The sequence below is a fragment of the Cohnella endophytica genome, assembly GCF_003628305.1.
Lineage (GTDB): Bacteria > Bacillota > Bacilli > Paenibacillales > Paenibacillaceae > Cohnella > Cohnella endophytica.
Genome location: NZ_RBZM01000011.1, coordinates 41,196 through 58,787, shown reverse-complemented (window position 1 = coordinate 58,787; position 17,592 = coordinate 41,196). Strand labels below are relative to the sequence as shown.

The following is a 17,592-nucleotide window of genomic DNA, read 5'->3' as shown; positions in this document are numbered from 1 at the left end:
TCGCTTAACGAGATCAGAGAGAGCAATTCTCTTATTGTTATTGCAACCATTTATTATGCGGAAGTCGAACGGCAACTTCTTCAAAAGGGGGTTGGCATTGAAGAATTTATTTCCTTGCTTGCCGAGGATGGCGGTGAGACTGCGTACAATCCGCTTAACGACTTTACGAAGACCCGAGTAATAAACGGAGTTAAGATAGGGCGTTATTCGTATGGATTCGAGAAGTTGATTGCTCACGCTCATATCGAGAGCATCGGCTCTTTTTGCTCGATTAATGTATTTGCCACAGGCGGCATCAATCATATTATGGACGCGATTACGACGAGTCCGGTTATTCATTTTGCACGTGGCGAGATCATCAACAATAGTTCCGGCTACGGTACGATGTATGGATTCGTGGACCAAGAAAACCTCATCGATTTTGAGAGAGCAAGCAAGAACAAAAAAATCCGTATTGGTCATGATGTATGGATCGGTACTAATGCTGTTATTCTGCCTGGAGTTGCGATCGGGAACGGAGCAATCATTGGAGCAGGCGCTGTCGTAACGAAGAATGTACCTCATTATGCAATTGTAGTAGGGGTTCCCGCCCGAGTCATTCGTTATCGATTTGCACCGGAGCAAATCGAAGAGCTTAATCGAATTGAGTGGTGGAAATGGACGGAAGAGCAAATAAACGAACGCGCCCAATTATTCATGAATAACGATCGCTTTATTTATGAATTCAGCAATGGGTAGCGAATTTTGCTTCGGGTCTCTTGCTTGGGTCCACATAGATCGGAATTAGACGAAAGACCCGATAATGGAAAAAGCCAATTGAGGCCCTGTGTATCCGCTTACAAAAAACCGTTGACACCAAATATTCACAGGTGTTATATTCGTGATGTGGGCTAGGCACAAATGCTTACGCCTAACGTCATTTGAATATGAAGGGAATGTTTAACACATGCAAGGTAAAGTTAAATGGTTTAACGCGGAAAAAGGATACGGCTTCATTGAAACTGAGCAAGGTGGCGACGTGTTCGTTCACTTCTCCGCTATTCAAATGGACGGTTACAAAGCGCTAGAAGAAGGCCAAACGGTTGAATTCGACATCGTTCAAGGTGCAAGAGGCCCTCAAGCAGCGAACGTTACTAAAGTGTAATCATTCCGGCGCGTTCGCGTCGAACAATTATACAAGAAGCCTTCTTACGTACGATTATGCATTTCACCAAACCTCGGATCTCTCCGGGGTTTTTTTATTGCAATAATGTCGATTTGTAGCATATGAGCCAAATTATCAGATAATTCAAAATTATTTGCGGAATGTTTTGAAACGCCTACCTTCGGTGTGTTATCATAGAGTTACGCAAAGGAGGAATGCCATATGAAATACAACATCCGTGGTCAGCGTATGGAAGTGACAGATGCTCTTCGTGATTATGTCGAGAAGAAGCTGAGTCGTCTAGAGCGGTATTTTGAAGCTCCTCCCCAATCCGATGTCAACGTAACTTTGAGCGTCACGAAAGGCCAACAGGCCATCGAGGTTACGATCCCTCTTCCAGGAGCGCTCTTGCGAGCCGAGGAGAAACGAGAGGACATGTATGCGTCGATCGATTTCGTAGTGGACAAACTCGAAAGGCAGATTCGTAAACACAAAACGAAAATCAACCGTAATTTCCGAGAAGCAGGATCGGCAAGGGCACTCTTTAAGGAGGACTTCGGCAACGGAACGAGCGTCACGACGCTTGCCCGAGAGGAAGAAGACGATCTGGAGCTTGTGAGGACGAAGCGATTTGATCTGAAACCGATGGATGTCGAAGAAGCGATTCTTCAGATGAATCTTGTCGGACATAACTTCTACGTTTTCGCCAATACTTCGACGAAGGAAGTCAGCGTCGTATACCGTCGGAATGACGGCAAATACGGGCTGATCGAATCCGCCGAATAACCATCCATAAAAATTTATCAAACAAGCCCCGGCTATCGCAGCCGGGGCTTGTTTTGCGCCGGACTACACTTGTTCGTCGAGGCGAGCCATAAAAGGACCATCTCACAGTGCTGAATTGGACACAATTGCGCTAATCCCTCTCTCCTTGCCCCATTTTCCCCAAACTGATAAAATGAGAAGATGTTGTTAGACCCGAGAGAGAGGGGTACATCCAAATGCTAGGACTTGTCAAAAAAATATTCGGAGATGCCAATGAACGCGAGGTAAAACGGCTCCTCAAAACCGTTGACCAGATTAACGGGCTGGAGTCCTCGGTCGCATCGCTTAGCGATGATCAACTTTGCGCCAAGACGGAGGAATTCCGCGGACGCATCGCCAAAGGCGAGTCCTTGGATGACATTCTTCCGGAGGCGTTCGCAGTCGTAAGGGAAGCGTCCAAGCGCGTATTGAACATGCGCCATTTCGACGTTCAACTAATCGGAGGCATGGTTCTCCACTCCGGCAAGATCGCGGAGATGAGAACGGGTGAGGGCAAGACGCTCGTAGGTACGCTATCCGTGTATCTGAACGCGTTGCAAGGCGAAGGCGTGCACGTCATCACCGTCAATGATTACTTGGCCCAGCGCGACAGCGCCTTGATGGGACAAATCTATTCCTTCCTTGGCATGACAGTGGGATGCAACCTGCACGGCCTCACCCACGAGGAGAAGCAGGAAGCCTACGCATGCGATATCACATACGGAACGAACAACGAGTTCGGATTCGATTACTTGCGCGATAACATGGTCCTGTACAAGGAGCAGATGGTTCAGCGTCCGCTTCATTACGCGATCATCGATGAAGTCGACTCCATTCTCGTCGACGAAGCGAGGACTCCGCTCATCATTTCCGGTCAAGCCCAGAAATCGACAGAGCTCTACTACGCGGCCGACCGGCTCGTGAGCCGCCTTGCGGATACCGAAGACTTTACCGTCGATATTAAAATGCGCAGCGTAGCTTTGACAGAAGCTGGCGTAACGAAGGTAGAAAAAGCTTTCAATATCGAGAACTTGTTTGCTCACGACAACGTGACGCTGAACCACCACGTAAACCAGGCGCTTCGCGCCCGTTATATTATGAAACGCGACGTCGACTACGTCGTTCAAGAAGACGAGGTTATCATCGTCGACGAATTTACCGGACGTTTGATGGCGGGTCGCCGCTACAGCGAAGGCTTGCACCAAGCGATCGAAGCGAAGGAGCAGCTCACGGTACAGAACGAGAGCATGACGCTCGCGACGATCACATTCCAGAACTACTTCCGGATGTACCGCAAGCTCGCGGGAATGACCGGTACGGCGAAGACCGAGGAAGAAGAGTTCAAGCGCATCTACGGCCTGGACGTCATCCAAGTGCCTACGAACCGTCCGATGGTTCGCGCGGACATTCCGGACGTCGTATACAAATCCGAGAACGGCAAGTACCGCGCCGTCGTCGAAGAGATCGTCAAGCGCCATGCGACGGGACAACCCGTGCTTGTCGGTACCGTCTCGATCGAGAACTCGGAACGCATCTCGGAGATGCTCAAGAAGAAAGGCGTCAAGCACCAAGTATTGAATGCGAAGTATCACGCGGAGGAAGCCGAGATTATCTCGAGCGCGGGCCAGCATGGCTCCGTTACGATCGCGACGAATATGGCCGGACGCGGAACGGACATTTTGCTCGGTTCGGGTGTATCCGAAATCGGCGGTCTGCACATCATGGGCACGGAACGCCATGAATCCCGCCGGATCGATAACCAGCTTCGCGGTCGCGCAGGACGTCAAGGCGATCCGGGATCGTCGCAGTTTTATCTCTCCATGCAAGATGAGCTCATGCGCCGTTTCGGCGCGGACAACATCATGGGCATGATGGAACGCCTCGGCTTCGACGAGGATTCCCCGATCGAGAGCCGCTTGATCTCGCGTGCGATCGAGTCCGCCCAGAAACGCGTAGAGGGCAGCAACTTCGATACTCGTCGGATCGTTCTGCAATACGATGACGTCATCAACCTGCAACGGGAGAAGATCTACGGAGATCGCCGCGCCATCCTGAACTCCGACAACATCCGCGACGTGGTAGAGGGCATGATCCGTTCCGTCGTCACCCGCACGGTAGAGAGTCATTGCTCGGATGCAGACGTGCCGGAAGATTGGGACTTGGACAGCCTTGTTGCCTACGCGCACTCCAACTTCCTTCCAGAAGACCGCCTGACCAAGGACGATCTCTGGGGCAAGGAAAAGGAAGAAATGATCGAGATGCTCGTCGAACGCGTCAACAAGCTATATGACGAGCGCGAAGAGATGATCGGCACCGAAACGATGCGCGAATTCGAGAAAGTCGTCGTGCTTCGCGCGGTCGACAGCAAGTGGATGGATCACATCGATGCGATGGACCACCTTCGTCAAGGGATCCACTTGCGGGCATACGGCGGTAACGATCCGCTTCGCGAATATCAGTTCGAAGGTCATAACATGTTCCTCTCCATGATCGAACGCATCGAGGAAGAGATCACGATGTACATCATGAGAGCGACCGTTCAGACGACGCCTCCGAAGCGGGAAGCGGTAGCCGAAGGGCAAGCCGTAGACGCCAAGGCGGACGAAGGTCCGAAGAAACCGAAGACCCGCAGCGCGGACGCGGTAGGACGCAACGATCCTTGCCCATGCGGCAGCGGGAAGAAATACAAATTGTGCCACGGTCGCATAGACTAAGGGCATTAAGATTCATAGGAGTGATTTCAGCATGTTCGAGCTAGACGTATCGGTTAAGCAAGACCTTCGCGGAAACGCGAAGCGACTTCAGCAACTTAGGGGGTCACTTTGACTTAGATCTGAAGAAAGAACAGATCGAGAACTACGAAGTCAAAATGAGCGATCCGAATTTCTGGGACGATAATGAAAAAGCGCAGTCCGTGATCGGCGAGATGAACGCGATCAAGGCGGTCGTGGACCAATTCGAAGGCTTGGAGAACGAATGCCAGGACCTGTCGGATATGCTCGAGATTCTCGAGGAAGAGACCGACGAATCGATGGCTGCCGAGTGGACGGAGAGCGTAAAGGGATTAACCGCAAAGGTCGATTCCTTCGAGCTCCAACTGCTGTTGAATCAGCCGTACGACAAGCTTGACGCGATTCTCGAACTTCATCCCGGAGCGGGCGGCACCGAGTCGCAAGACTGGGCACAGATGCTTTACCGGATGTATACGAGATGGGCGGAGAAACGCGGCTTCAAGGTCGAACTGCTCGATTATCTCCCTGGCGACGAAGCCGGGATCAAGAGCGTTACGATCGGCGTCAAAGGACACAATGCCTATGGCTATCTCAAGGCGGAGAAAGGCGTTCACAGGCTCGTGCGGATTTCTCCTTTCGATGCTTCCGGTCGCCGCCATACCTCTTTCGTATCCTGCGATGTCGTTCCGGAGATCAACGACGAGATTCATGTTGAAATCCGTCCCGAGGATTTGCGAGTCGATACTTATCGTGCCAGCGGTGCCGGAGGTCAGCACATCAACAAGACGGATTCGGCTATCCGGCTGACTCATATTCCTACGGGAGTCGTCGTTGCTTGCCAGACGCAACGCTCGCAGATCCAGAACCGCGAAAAAGCGATGAAGATGCTTCAATCCAAGCTCTACGAGCTGAAGATCCAAGAGCAACAGAAGGAATTGGCGGAAGTGCGCGGTGAACAAATGGATATCGCGTGGGGAAGCCAGATTCGCTCTTACGTCTTCCATCCGTACAGCATGGTCAAAGACCATCGCACCTCCGTGGAGACGGGGAACATCGGAGCGGTCATGGACGGTGATCTTAACGCCTTCATCGACGGCTACCTGAGAAGCCAGATCAAACAAGAGGTCGAATAAAATGCATAGCTTATCCGGAAACTTCTTACACTGACCGTGTAGGAAGTTTTCTTAGTATGAAGGACTTTTCAACTGATGCTTTAACGTAGGAAAGAGGACAATTCATGAACCATTCGGAACCATCTCGCGACATTCCAGCTATACCGGCGCTCGTCAATAAGAGGGCGACCCCGAAATTTTCCCGCAGGACCCGAGCGATATTCAGCTACGTTTCTATGTTGCTCGGCTCGTTTTCCATAGCGGCCAGCTTTAACTTGTTCCTGCTTCCCAATCGGATCGCCTCCGGCGGCGTGTCGGGGATCTCCGTCATCTTGAACACGCTGACCGGCATTATGCCCGCATACACGCAATGGGCATTGAATATTCCTCTGTTCATCGCGGGAGTTCTCGTGCTCGGGAAGCAATTCGGAATCAAGACGGCCGTCGGTTCGATCGTTCTCCCCTTATTCGTCTTGCTGACGTCGCACTGGACTTCTCCCACCCATGATCCCTTGCTAGCCGCCATTTACGGGGGACTTGGCGTAGGACTTGGCTTAGGCTTAGTGTTCAGGGGGAGGGGCTCGACCGGGGGACTCGACGTCGCGGCGCAAATTATTCATCGGGTCATAGGCATTCGGCTCGGGCTCGCCGTCGCGATGCTGGACGGTCTCGTTATTTTGTCGGCGGGATTATTCATCTCTTTGGAAAATGCTCTCTATGCGCTTATCGGTTTGTTCGCGACAAGCAAGACGATCGATATTATCCAGTCGGGATTGCAAACTTCGAAAGCGGCTTTCATTATCTCGAGGCATCCGGATCGGGTGTCCGGGGCGATCTTGCATGAGCTGGACCGGGGACTGACGAGGCTGCAAGGCGTGGGAGGCTATACGGGGGACGATCGTCCGGTGCTGCTTGCGGTCGTAGGACAGAACGAAGTCGTCCGACTGAAGCTACTCGTGCGCGATGCGGATCCGGATGCTTTCATCATTATCACCAACGCCGCAGAAGTGTTAGGCGAAGGCTTCCATGACGAAAGGTTACTTTAGGCTAAGCTTCTAGTGCATTTCGACCATTGAATAAATACAACATAGAGTGTATAATAATGCATAACGAGTCACACGGGCGACGATTTGTAGCATTACCAAGAGCGTTACGTCTTTTGTCAACTTATTCGCTTCATTTCGGGGTCGATATCCGTTACAATTAGGAAGGTTTGCCAAATACGCGATGTGCGCGTTATGGACGTTATGCATGGGGGTGTCGTTATGAATTCATCTCATATTCGCGCGGCGATCGTCGGGTCTACCGGTTATGGCGGCGTCGAACTCATTCGTTTGCTTCAATCTCATCCAAAAGTTACCGTCACTTCGGTTATATCTTCTTCCGCATCGGGAACCCCGATCGCAGAGGGCTTTCCTCATCTGACGGAAATTCGTACCGACCTGTTGGACGGAATCGACGTAGATTTGATCCGCTCCAAGGCGGACGTCGTGTTTCTTGCGACCCCGCACGGCGTTAGCATGAAGCTGGCTCCGGAGTTCTTGGACGCCGGTCTGAAAGTTATCGACTTATCCGGAGACTTCCGCTTGAAATCCGGAGAAGTCTATAAACAATGGTACAAACACGAGCCGGCGGATCCGGCGCTCGTCGAGCGAGCGGTATACGGTCTTGCCGAAGTATATGGAGATCAGGTCGCGAAGACCGACTTCGTATCGAATCCCGGCTGTTTTACGACAACGACCCTGTTGGGCTTGTATCCGGCGGTAAAAGCGGGATGGATCGATCCGGACAGCATCATCATCGACGCGAAATCCGGCGTATCCGGAGCCGGGCGCGGGCTGAACTTAAGCTCTCATTATTCCGAGATCAACGAAAACTTCAAAGCTTATAAAATCAACAAACATCAGCATACTCCGGAAATCGAGCAAGTATTGTCCGAGGCGGCCGACAAGCCGGTCATCACGACGTTCACGACGCATCTCGTTCCGATGACGCGCGGGATCATGTGCACGATGTACGCCAAGCTTACCGAGCAACGGACGAGCGCGGAGTTCGTGGAGCTGTATCGGCAATTCTATGAAGGACGCAAATTCGTGCGCATACGTCCTGACGGCCGCTGGCCGGCTACGAAGGAAGTATTCGGCACGAACTATTGCGACATTGGATTCTCCGTCGACGATAGAACAGGACGCGTCACCTTTATTTCGGTCACAGATAACTTGGTTAAAGGCGCTGCCGGCCAAGCGATCCAAAATCTTAACCTGCTGATGAACTGGGACGAGACGCTCGGCCTGCAATTCACGCCGGTATATCCATAATACGGGACGAGGGGAACGACGAAAGATCATGGGAAATCAACGTTATGCGATCGTAGAAGGCGGAGGCGTTACGACGCCCAAAGGCTTTACGGCCGGAGGTCTTCATTGCGGCTTGAAAAAAACGGATCGCCACGATCTCGGAGTCATCGTATGCGAGGTTCCGGCTGCGGCTGCGGCGGTATATACGACGAATTTGTTCCAGGCGGCTCCGCTGCTGGTGACGAAGGAAGCACTGGGCGAGGGCGGTTTGCTCCGCGCGGTCGTCGTGAACAGCGGCAACGCGAACGCGTGCACGGGAGCGCAGGGCGAAGCGGACGCGAGGGTGATGCAAGCGAACGCGGCCGAAGCGCTGGGCGTAAGCAAGGATCAGGTGGCGGTGGCTTCCACTGGGGTTATCGGCGAATTGCTTAAGATGGACCGCGTAAACGCGGGAATCGAGAAGCTTCCCGGAAGACTGCGAAGCGACGTGCAAGGCTCCGACGATTTCTGCCAGGCGATCCTGACGACGGACTTGGTGAAAAAAGTCAGCTGCGTCGCTCTGGAAGCGAACGGGCGACAAGTGACGATCGCGGGCGCGGCGAAGGGCTCGGGGATGATTCATCCGAACATGGCTACAATGCTCGGTTTCGTGACGACGGACGCGCGAATCGGCGCTCCTCTCCTGCAGGAGCTGCTGCGCGAGGTTACGAACGTGAGCTTTAATATGATTACCGTAGACGGCGACACGAGCACGAACGATATGCTGGTGGCGATGGCTAGCGGATTGGCGGAAAATGAAGAACTGACTCGCGAACATCCGGACTTCGCTGCGTTCGCGGACGGACTGCGGCACGTATGCGCGGAGCTGGCCAAGGCGATCGCGCGCGACGGAGAAGGCGCGACGAAGCTGATCGAGACGACGGTTGTCGGAGCGGAGAGCGATTTCGCAGCTCAGGCGATCGCGAAGACGATCATCGGATCCAGCTTGGTTAAATCCGCCGTGTACGGCGCGGATGCCAACTGGGGACGCATTATCGCAGCGATAGGCCGGGCCGGACAGCCGGTTAACATCGGCACGGTGGATATTCGTCTGGGAGACATTCTCGTGCTTGAGCAGTCGCGTCCGATTCCTTTCGACGAAGAGATTGCGCTGGAGTACTTAAAAGGCGATACCGTCGGCATTAACGTCAACCTGAATATGGGTAGCGGTCAAGCGACGGCGTGGGGCTGCGATCTAACGTACGATTACGTGCGCATCAACGCCGCTTATCGGACGTAAGGAGATCGAATACGGATGAGTAATCAACGTTTTGTCATGAAATGCGGGGGAAGCACGCTGGCCGCTTTGCCGGACGCTTTCTTCGAGGATTTGCGGAAACTGCAGGCTAGCGGAACTCAACCGGTTATCGTACACGGCGGCGGTCCGGCAATTAACGAGACGTTAGGCAAGCTGGGCATCGAGAGTCGCTTTCTGAACGGGCTTCGCGTCACGGACGAGGCGACGCTGGACGTCGTCGAGATGGTGCTCGCGGGACGCATCAACAAGGAGATCGTTCGCAAGCTGCAGCAGAACGGAGCCCGATCGATCGGACTTTCCGGCACGGACGGCAAGTTGATCGAAGCGAAGCCCGTCGCCAATGCGCACGAAGTCGGGTTGGTCGGAGACGTGACCGGAGTGAATGCTTCGCTGGTAGAAGGCATTATCGAGCTAGGCTATTTGCCGGTAATCGCTCCGATCGGGATCGACGAAGCAGGACAACGCTATAATATCAACGCGGATACCGCCGCGGGCGCCGTCGCTTCCGAGCTCGGCGTGGATACGATGATCGTCGTGACCGACGTTCCGGGGATCATGCGCACGGTGAACGGAGAAAAAGTCGTGCTGCCTCGCGTAACGTTCGCTGATATCGAAGAGATGATTAAGAGCGAAGAGATCTACGGCGGGATGATTCCGAAGGTGCGGGCGGCAATGTGTTGCTTGCATGGTAACGTCAAGGAAGTGCTTATCGTAGACGGCTCCGCGGATCGCGTGCTGAGCCGCGCGGTCACGGATGGCGGTATCGGAACGCGGATCGTGAAGGAATAGAATAATTCGGACGAAAAAGGAGAGATCGGGATGAGCGACAGCGCATTGATGGACACCTATGCAAGGTTCCCCATTACATTGGTGAAAGGTAAAGGCAGCCGATTGTGGGACGATCAAGGCAAGGAGTATATCGACTTCATGAGCGGGCTTGCCGTCACGAACCTCGGGCATGCGCCGGACGCGGTGAAGAACGCGCTCGTGCAGCAACTCGACCAGCTATGGCATGTTTCTAATCTGTTCAGCAACCCGAACGGAGAAAAAGCGGCTAAGCTGCTTGTCGATCATAGCTGCGCCGACGCGGTGTTTTTCTGCAACAGCGGCGCGGAAGCGAACGAGGCGGCGATCAAGATCGCTCGCCGTTACCACCAGAAGCTGAAGGGCAACGATCGTTACGAGATCATTACCTTTAACCAATCGTTCCACGGACGGACGCTGGCTACGCTGACGGCGACAGGCCAAGAGAAGGTCAAGGAAGGCTTCCTTCCGTTGCCCGAAGGCTTCCGTCACGTACCGTTACACGACATCGCCGCGTTGGAAGCAGCCGTGAACGACAAGACGGCCGCGATCATGCTGGAGCTCGTGCAAGCCGAGGGCGGAGTTATCCCGGTCGATGGCGATTTCCTTCGGGAAGTACGCGCGCTCTGCGACCGCCACGGAATCTTGCTCATCCTCGATGAGATTCAGACCGGCATGGGACGTACGGGCAAGTTGTTCGCTTACGAGCATTATGATGTCGAGCCTGATATTTTCACGCTGGCCAAAGGGCTAGGAAGCGGAGTTCCTGTCGGCGCGATGCTGGCCAAAGCGCACGTGAAGCCGGCATTCGTGCCGGGCGCGCACGCGACGACGTTCGGGGCTACGCCGCTCATCATGTCGGCGGTTATCGCTACGATCGAGACGATGCTTAGCGAGAAAGCGGTAGAGCGGGCGGCGGAAGCCTCCGACTATCTGCTGAAGCAATTGAACGAGAAGCTGGGCGGTCTTCCGAACGTCGCGAGCATTCGCGGCAAAGGATTGTTAATCGGAATCGTGTGCGCGGCACCTGCGGGGGAAGCTATCGCCGAGTTGCACAAACGCGGACTGCTCGTCGTTCCGGCCGGACCGAACGTAATCCGCCTGCTGCCGAACCTGCTCGTATCCCATGAAGACATCGATGCGGCGGTCGCTTTGATCGCGGCCGTGCTTACGGAACAGGCGGCGGTCAAAACCGCTAACTCATAAACATTACGATAAACATTACGAGATAACGGCTTAGCCGTTTTACTTGAAGGAGGGATTGCCATGACGACGGCAATTAACCCGGAACAAATCGCGGCGCAACTGAAAGGCCGCGACTTTCTAGGCTTAGTCGACTATACGCCGGAAGAGATCCGGTACTTGCTGGACCTTGCGATCGAATTGAAGCGCAAGCAGAAGGCGGGCGAAGTGTACCAGCCGCTGAAGGGTAAATCCTTGGGCATGATTTTCGAGAAATCGTCCACGCGTACTCGCGTTTCGTTCGAAGTCGGGATGTACCAGCTTGGCGGTCAAGCGTTGTTCTTGAGCCGCAACGACATTCAGATGGGGCGCGGAGAGACGATCCGGGATACGGCACAGGTCATGTCCCGCTACCTGGACGGAATGATCCTTCGGACGTTCGGACACCGCAACGTCGTTGAACTTGCGCGCGGAGCGACCGTGCCGGTCATCAACGCGTTGTCCGACCAATCGCATCCTTGCCAAGCGCTGGCGGATTACCAGACGGCGCTGGAGTATAAAGGCAAACTTGAAGGGCTGAAGGTCGCTTACATAGGCGACGGCAATAACGTGCTTCACTCTCTGATGATGGGCGCGGCCAAGCTCGGAATGCACTTCGCCAGCGCTTCTCCGGAAGGGTACGACCCGGACGAGAAATCGGTGAAGCAGTCCAAAGAAGCGGCGCAAGAAACAGGCTCCCGCATCGACATCCTGCGCGATCCCCGCGAAGCGATCGAAGGCGCGGACATCGTCTACACGGACGTGTGGGCGAGCATGGGCTTCGAGGAAGAGCAGAAGGATCGCGAGAAAGCGTTCAAGAACTACCAAGTCAACGAGGCGTTGGTTCAATACGCCAAGCCGGACTATCTGTTCATGCACTGCCTGCCCGCGCACCGCGGCGAGGAAGTAAGCGAAGGCGTCATCGACGGCAAAAACTCGGTCATCTTCGATGAGGCCGAGAACCGCCTGCACGCGCAGAAAGCGGTCATGGCCGCCATAATGTAGCTTCCGTCGAATAGCACGCTACGAGCGTCTTAAACTAACCACCATGATCCAAATTGGAATATCTATTAAAGGAGCTCTAATCCCATGGCAAAAAATAAAATCGTCCTGGCCTACTCCGGCGGCCTCGACACCTCGGTCATCCTGACGTGGCTTAAAGAAACGTACGATGCCGAGATCATTACGTTCACGGCCGACATCGGCCAGAAGGACGAACTCGACGGCCTGGAGGAGAAAGCGCTCAAGACCGGCGCTTCCAAGGTGTACATCGACGATCTTCGCGACGAGTTCGCGAAAGATTTCATCTACCCGATGTTCCAAGCCGGCGCGCTGTATGAAGGCCAGTACCTGCTCGGCACTTCGATCGCTCGCCCGCTGATCGCGAAGCGCATGGTCGAGATCGCCATCGCCGAAGGCGCGACGGCAATCGCCCACGGCGCTACGGGCAAAGGAAACGACCAAGTCCGCTTCGAACTGACGGCGGCCGCGCTCGCTCCTAACATCGACGTAATCGCGCCTTGGCGTCTCGAAGCGTTCCGCGATGCATTCCCGGGCCGCGCCGAGATGATCGCTTACGCGGAGAAGCATGGCATTCCGGTGCAAGCTTCCGCTGCTAAGCCGTATTCCACGGACCGCAACCTGCTGCACATCAGCTTCGAGAGCGGCATGCTGGAAGACCCTTGGTTCGATTCCAGCGCGTCCGACGTCGAAGACATGTACGTGCTCAGCGTTTCGCCCGAGAAAGCTCCGGACCAAGCCGAGTACATCGAGCTTGATTTCGAAGGCGGCAACTGCGTCGCGATCAACGGCGAGCAACTTAGCCCGCTCGCGATCATGGAGCAGTTGAACGAGATCGGCGGCAAACACGGCGTAGGCCGCGTCGACATGGTGGAAAACCGCTTCGTCGGCATGAAGAGCCGCGGCGTGTACGAAACTCCGGGCGGCAGCATTTTGTTTACCGCTCACCGCAAGATGGAATCGTTGACCATGGACCGCGACGTTATGCATCTTCGCGACTCCTTGATCTCCAAATACAGCTCCCTCGTCTACAACGGCTTCTGGTTCGCGCCGGAACGTCTCGCGATCCAAGCTCTCGTAGACGAAAGCCAGAAGAACGTGACGGGCACGGTCCGTCTGAAGCTTTACAAAGGCAATATCATGGCCGCCGGACTCAAGAGTCCGGTCAGCCTGTACAATCCGCACATCGCCACGATGGAAGCGGACCCTACGAAAGCGTACGATCAAGGCGACGCTACCGGTTTTATCCGCCTGAACGCGCTGCGCCTGAAGGTATCTTCGGGAGTTACCGGCGCCTCCGGCATTAAGTGATAAAGACAAAAGGGAGAACCGGGCGCGAAGCCTGCCGAACCATCCCCCTCCAGGAGGGGCAATGCGGGAGGCACCTTCGTCAACGGGGCTCCCCTTTTGCCGTTTAAGCGCGATACAGACGAGAGGGGTATTCCGAGCATGAGTAAGCTATGGGGCGGTCGGTTTACGAAAAAAACCGACCAGCTGGTGGAAGAATATACGGCATCGATTACGTTCGACAAAGAGCTGGCCGAAGAGGATATCCAAGGAAGCTTGGCGCACGTAACGATGCTGGGCAAGTGCGGAATCCTTCCGGCGGACGATGTCGAGAAGATCAAGGACGGCTTGCTGAAGGTGCGTCGCCGGATCCAGAACGGCGAGCAAGAGTTCCTCATATCCGATGAAGACATCCACATGAATATCGAGAAGGCTTTGATCGACGAGATCGGCCCGGTCGGCGGCAAGCTTCACACGGGACGTAGCCGCAACGACCAAGTGGCTACGGACATGCACTTGTACTTGCGCAAGCGGGTCGTCGAATTCGTCGGCATGCTGCAGAAGCTGCAAGCGGCGCTGATCGGACAAGCCAAACAAAACCTGGATACGATCGTTCCGGGGTACACGCACCTTCAGCGCGCGCAACCGATTCTGTTCGCGCATCACCTGATGGCGTACGTGTCGATGTTCGGACGCGATATCGAGCGTCTGCAGGATAGCTACAAACGAATCGACGCATTGCCATTGGGCGCAGGCGCGCTAGCAGGCACGACGTTCGCGATCGACCGTCATTTCACGGCGCAGCAGCTGGGCTTCGGCCGGGTGTACGAGAATAGCCTCGACGCCGTCAGCGACCGCGACTTTATCGTCGAGTTTCTGAGCGGCGCATCGCTGATCATGACTCATTTGTCTCGTCTGAGCGAAGAGTTGATCCTTTGGTCGAGCACGGAATTCCAGTTCGTCGAGCTCGACGACGCGTTCTGCACGGGCTCCAGCATTATGCCGCAGAAGAAAAATCCGGACGTACCTGAACTCGTGCGCGGTAAGACGGGACGGGTATACGGCAACCTGGTGGGGCTTCTCACCGTGCTGAAGTCGCTCCCGCTGGCTTACAACAAGGATATGCAGGAAGACAAAGAAGGCATGTTCGACACGGTAAAAACGCTGCAAGGAGCGCTTCAGCTGTTCGCCTCGATGATCGAGACGATGAAAGTTCGCAAGGACAAAATGCGCCGCGCCGTCGATCAGGATTTCTCGAACGCGACGGATATCGCCGACTTCCTGGTCGGCAAAGGCCTTCCTTTCCGTCAGGCGCACGAAGTCATCGGCAAGACGGTTCTGTACTGCATTCAGCAGAACAAGTTCCTGCTCGACCTGACGCTCGACGAGTTCAAGCAATTTTCCCAGCTGTTCGACGATCGGATCTATGCCGTTCTGCAGCCTGAAGCGGTCGTTAACGCCCGCAACGTCTACGGAGGTACGGCAACGCCGCAAGTCGAAGCCGCCATCGGCCGCGCGGAAGCGGAACTGTCCAATACGGCAACGTGGCTCGCGGAGTACGAAGTGAAATCCGGTTTGGCGTAAGGCTAACTATTGCTAACTTAGGCAACAAGGACGACGAACGTCCCGATTCATCTACGATGGGTGAATGGGGGCGTTTTGACGGAAAAGGACCACATGGTTTCCTCCCATGTGGTCCTTCGTTATATATTGTTTGTGTGTTTCCGCCTTATAATTTCGCCTAAGGACATTTATACAATCAATTGGCTTCTCGCGTCCATATATTATTCTATTATAGTAATGGAGGTGGAAGAGAAATGGCTATAGGCTTCCCCGGTTCAGGATTTGGTTTTGCCCCGGGACTCGGTTTCGGAGGACCAGGGTCAGGACTTGGTTTTTTCCCAGGAGCGGGTTTTGGTGCGCCGGGAATTGTTCCTGGTCTAGGTTTCCCGGGTTCAGGCTTTGGTTTTTTCCCTGGATTTGGTTTCGGTCTCCCAGGTTCGGGACTCGGGTTTTTTCCGGGGGCAGGTTTTGGCGCACCAGGTGCTGGCATATTAAGTACAAATAAAAAAAGTTCAAAACGCCGGCATGCGAACAAAGCAAAGCGACGATAGTACATCGATTAACTCCGGGGTTGGATAAATCCAGAAGTTAGTTATTTCAGGATACGTAAGTGAATATCTGGTTGATTGTGCAGATGCCTATTAGAGTTGGTGTGAAACGAATGGGTAACATAGTTAAATAAACCGCCCTTACAGCTTACAGGGCGGTTTATTTTTTAGGTTAAAAATCAGGCTTCCCCTAACTTCTCACACCGGCTCGACCGGGCTATCGTCCCCGACGGGTCCGGGAAGGCCGTCCTCCGGCTCGGGAGTTACAGATGGGGCGGGAGTCTTGCCTCCTTCCGGATGCAGTCTAGGGTCGTTCGGGTTAACCGCAATAAGCGTGTCCTGGGTGCGATATGTGTCTTTGGACAGCTTCTTGCGCTCGGCGAACTCCCCGTTTACCGATTTCACCAAATAGGACTGGATCACGTAACCGGGTTCTCCTTTTTGCAGCACGTCCTGTTTGCCGAGCGCGAGTTTATTGTTGGCGACGTAGACGATGTTCGGCTGATTAACCTTGAGTTCCTCGGTTTCCGTGCGGTAGGAGACATTGTCCGGCATCGTTCCGAATAATTTAACGGTGAGCGTCTTGTCCTGGACGACCGTTCGGATGAGCAACTGCGTACCCGTGGAGTTGCGGAATTTGAAGTTGACGAAGCCGTCGGCGAACGTCGCGTCCAAGCCCTTGGGCAGGTAATGAACGACGAGCGAGTGGTTGCGCCTCTCCACGATGTCGAGCCCGGACATCAAGGCGGCGTTATACAGCGTGCTCGATACTTGGCAGATGCCGCCGCCGATGCCGGGCGTAAGCTTGCCTTTCAGAATGACGGGGGCTTCCTTGTAGCCGTATTCTTTGTCCGCTTTGGCGACGATCTTCCCGTATTCGAATATTTCGTCCGGCATGAGCAACGTTTCGTTTAACGCTTTGGCCGCTACCGTCACGTTATGGGAACGACCTTCTCCGCTCGTGGAGAACGAGGTCGTGAACTCGGCGATCTTGCGGTCGATGCCTTCCTCCTTGAGCTTGGCGACCGTAATCTTCGGCTGCGTCTCGGTTACCTTCATCTCTAATTTGACGTTGTCTTCCGTAGCCGCCAATCCCTTAGGCGAGAGCTGTTCCGCTTGCTTGAACAATGCCGCCAGATCCAGAGCGCGACCGGACTTCTCCTCGGTGTAGACGACGATATCGTTCTTGTCGATCGTGCGCGTCGCATCCTCGGGTTGACCGGTTACGAAGGAGCCCCAAGCTTTGCCCGCGGCTTGTTTGAACGCCTTCTCGTCCCAAGAGACGTTCACGCCGAAATCCGTCTTGCCGTAGTCCTTGGAGTATCGTACCTTGGCGCGCTCCCACCAGGAATAATCCCGGTAGCGTTCGATTGCGCCGATTGCTTCGGATGCTTCGATATTCCAGCCGAGCTGCTCGTAAGTCAGACTGTCCATAGGTTTTCCCTGGCCGTCGGCCGACTCCGAAGCCAGGCTGATTTTCGAAGCTCGCAACTCCCCTAGACGGGCCTGAATCCGCGACAGCGCTACTTCGGGTTCGATGCCGCCTAAGGGCATGCCTCCGACGGAAAAACCTTCAGGGAGCTTATCGTCGTTGCCGAATTGCATCGTAACGCCGATTCCGACGCCGGTCATTGCCGCAATCAGTACCAGTAACACGCTCGTGATGATCCAACCCTTTTTCATGCGAACCCTCTCCGCTCCCGTGTGTATCTTTTACAAATCTTTCTAATTACTTATACCTCGTTCTTAACGTTTGGTTTTCC

Annotated in this window: 13 protein-coding genes and 1 pseudogene; 13 read left to right on the top strand and 1 reads right to left on the bottom strand. The window is 54.5% G+C overall.

Annotated elements, in window-relative coordinates:
- Positions 1-453: 453 nt before the first annotated feature.
- From D7Z26_RS28145 to argH, 13 genes and pseudogenes are all read left to right on the top strand, one after another.
- Positions 454-613 (top strand): annotated as a pseudogene (locus tag D7Z26_RS28145) (DapH/DapD/GlmU-related protein); the annotation flags it as partial.
- Positions 614-946: 333 nt separating this feature from the next.
- On the top strand, positions 947-1,144 hold the full coding sequence (locus tag D7Z26_RS23270; protein WP_120979428.1) for a cold-shock protein: 198 nt from the start codon (positions 947-949) through the stop codon (positions 1,142-1,144).
- A 222-nt stretch (positions 1,145-1,366) separates the two neighbouring features.
- The gene (hpf, locus tag D7Z26_RS23265; protein ID WP_120979427.1) at positions 1,367-1,930 is read left to right on the top strand and encodes a ribosome hibernation-promoting factor, HPF/YfiA family; all 564 of its coding nucleotides are present in this window, start codon (positions 1,367-1,369) and stop codon (positions 1,928-1,930) included.
- A gap of 215 nt (positions 1,931-2,145) precedes the next feature.
- A complete protein-coding gene (secA, locus tag D7Z26_RS23260) occupies positions 2,146-4,662 on the top strand; it encodes a preprotein translocase subunit SecA (RefSeq protein ID WP_120979426.1) in 2,517 nt (838 codons plus the stop codon).
- A 31-nt stretch (positions 4,663-4,693) separates the two neighbouring features.
- Positions 4,694-5,813 (top strand): peptide chain release factor 2 gene (gene prfB, locus D7Z26_RS23255; protein ID WP_233567154.1). Its coding sequence is split into 2 segments (ribosomal slippage): positions 4,694-4,771 and positions 4,773-5,813, totalling 1,119 coding nucleotides; the frame shifts between segments, so codons are not numbered across the junction.
- A gap of 104 nt (positions 5,814-5,917) precedes the next feature.
- Positions 5,918-6,838 (top strand): YitT family protein, encoded by a 921-nt coding sequence (locus D7Z26_RS23250; RefSeq protein ID WP_120979425.1) that lies wholly within the window; start codon positions 5,918-5,920, stop codon positions 6,836-6,838.
- Between the two features lie 219 nt (positions 6,839-7,057).
- Positions 7,058-8,110: an N-acetyl-gamma-glutamyl-phosphate reductase gene (gene argC, locus D7Z26_RS23245; RefSeq protein ID WP_120979424.1), complete on the top strand. Its 1,053-nt coding sequence runs from the start codon at positions 7,058-7,060 to the stop codon at positions 8,108-8,110.
- A gap of 28 nt (positions 8,111-8,138) precedes the next feature.
- Positions 8,139-9,368: a bifunctional glutamate N-acetyltransferase/amino-acid acetyltransferase ArgJ gene (gene argJ, locus D7Z26_RS23240; RefSeq protein ID WP_120979423.1), complete on the top strand. Its 1,230-nt coding sequence runs from the start codon at positions 8,139-8,141 to the stop codon at positions 9,366-9,368.
- Positions 9,369-9,383: 15 nt separating this feature from the next.
- The gene (gene argB, locus D7Z26_RS23235) at positions 9,384-10,175 is read left to right on the top strand and encodes an acetylglutamate kinase (RefSeq protein WP_120979422.1); all 792 of its coding nucleotides are present in this window, start codon (positions 9,384-9,386) and stop codon (positions 10,173-10,175) included.
- A 30-nt stretch (positions 10,176-10,205) separates the two neighbouring features.
- Positions 10,206-11,396 (top strand): acetylornithine transaminase, encoded by a 1,191-nt coding sequence (locus tag D7Z26_RS23230; RefSeq protein WP_120979421.1) that lies wholly within the window; start codon positions 10,206-10,208, stop codon positions 11,394-11,396.
- 60 nt (positions 11,397-11,456) lie between these two features.
- Complete coding sequence (gene argF / locus D7Z26_RS23225) at positions 11,457-12,416, top strand: ornithine carbamoyltransferase (RefSeq protein ID WP_120979420.1); 960 nt, start codon at positions 11,457-11,459, stop codon at positions 12,414-12,416.
- Positions 12,417-12,500: 84 nt separating this feature from the next.
- Positions 12,501-13,742 (top strand): argininosuccinate synthase, encoded by a 1,242-nt coding sequence (locus tag D7Z26_RS23220; RefSeq protein WP_120979419.1) that lies wholly within the window; start codon positions 12,501-12,503, stop codon positions 13,740-13,742.
- A 138-nt stretch (positions 13,743-13,880) separates the two neighbouring features.
- On the top strand, positions 13,881-15,302 hold the full coding sequence (gene argH / locus D7Z26_RS23215) for an argininosuccinate lyase (RefSeq protein ID WP_120979418.1): 1,422 nt from the start codon (positions 13,881-13,883) through the stop codon (positions 15,300-15,302).
- Positions 15,303-16,027: 725 nt separating this feature from the next.
- On the opposite strand, the gene D7Z26_RS23210 is transcribed toward argH, so the two are convergent.
- A complete protein-coding gene (locus tag D7Z26_RS23210; protein ID WP_120979417.1) occupies positions 16,028-17,512 on the bottom strand; it encodes a VanW family protein in 1,485 nt (494 codons plus the stop codon).
- Positions 17,513-17,592: the final 80 nt, after the last annotated feature.

Bases quoted from the DNA above. Each gene is read 5' to 3' on its own strand.
- D7Z26_RS23270 (WP_120979428.1), top strand. From the start codon at position 947: ATGCAAGGTAAAGTTAAATGGTTTAACGCGGAAAAAGGATACGGCTTC.
- hpf (WP_120979427.1), top strand. From the start codon at position 1,367: ATGAAATACAACATCCGTGGTCAGCGTATGGAAGTGACAGATGCTCTT.
- secA (WP_120979426.1), top strand. From the start codon at position 2,146: ATGCTAGGACTTGTCAAAAAAATATTCGGAGATGCCAATGAACGCGAG.
- D7Z26_RS23250 (WP_120979425.1), top strand. From the start codon at position 5,918: ATGAACCATTCGGAACCATCTCGCGACATTCCAGCTATACCGGCGCTC.
- argC (WP_120979424.1), top strand. From the start codon at position 7,058: ATGAATTCATCTCATATTCGCGCGGCGATCGTCGGGTCTACCGGTTAT.
- argJ (WP_120979423.1), top strand. From the start codon at position 8,139: ATGGGAAATCAACGTTATGCGATCGTAGAAGGCGGAGGCGTTACGACG.
- argB (WP_120979422.1), top strand. From the start codon at position 9,384: ATGAGTAATCAACGTTTTGTCATGAAATGCGGGGGAAGCACGCTGGCC.
- D7Z26_RS23230 (WP_120979421.1), top strand. From the start codon at position 10,206: ATGAGCGACAGCGCATTGATGGACACCTATGCAAGGTTCCCCATTACA.
- argF (WP_120979420.1), top strand. From the start codon at position 11,457: ATGACGACGGCAATTAACCCGGAACAAATCGCGGCGCAACTGAAAGGC.
- D7Z26_RS23220 (WP_120979419.1), top strand. From the start codon at position 12,501: ATGGCAAAAAATAAAATCGTCCTGGCCTACTCCGGCGGCCTCGACACC.
- argH (WP_120979418.1), top strand. From the start codon at position 13,881: ATGAGTAAGCTATGGGGCGGTCGGTTTACGAAAAAAACCGACCAGCTG.
- D7Z26_RS23210 (WP_120979417.1), bottom strand. From the start codon at position 17,512: ATGAAAAAGGGTTGGATCATCACGAGCGTGTTACTGGTACTGATTGCG.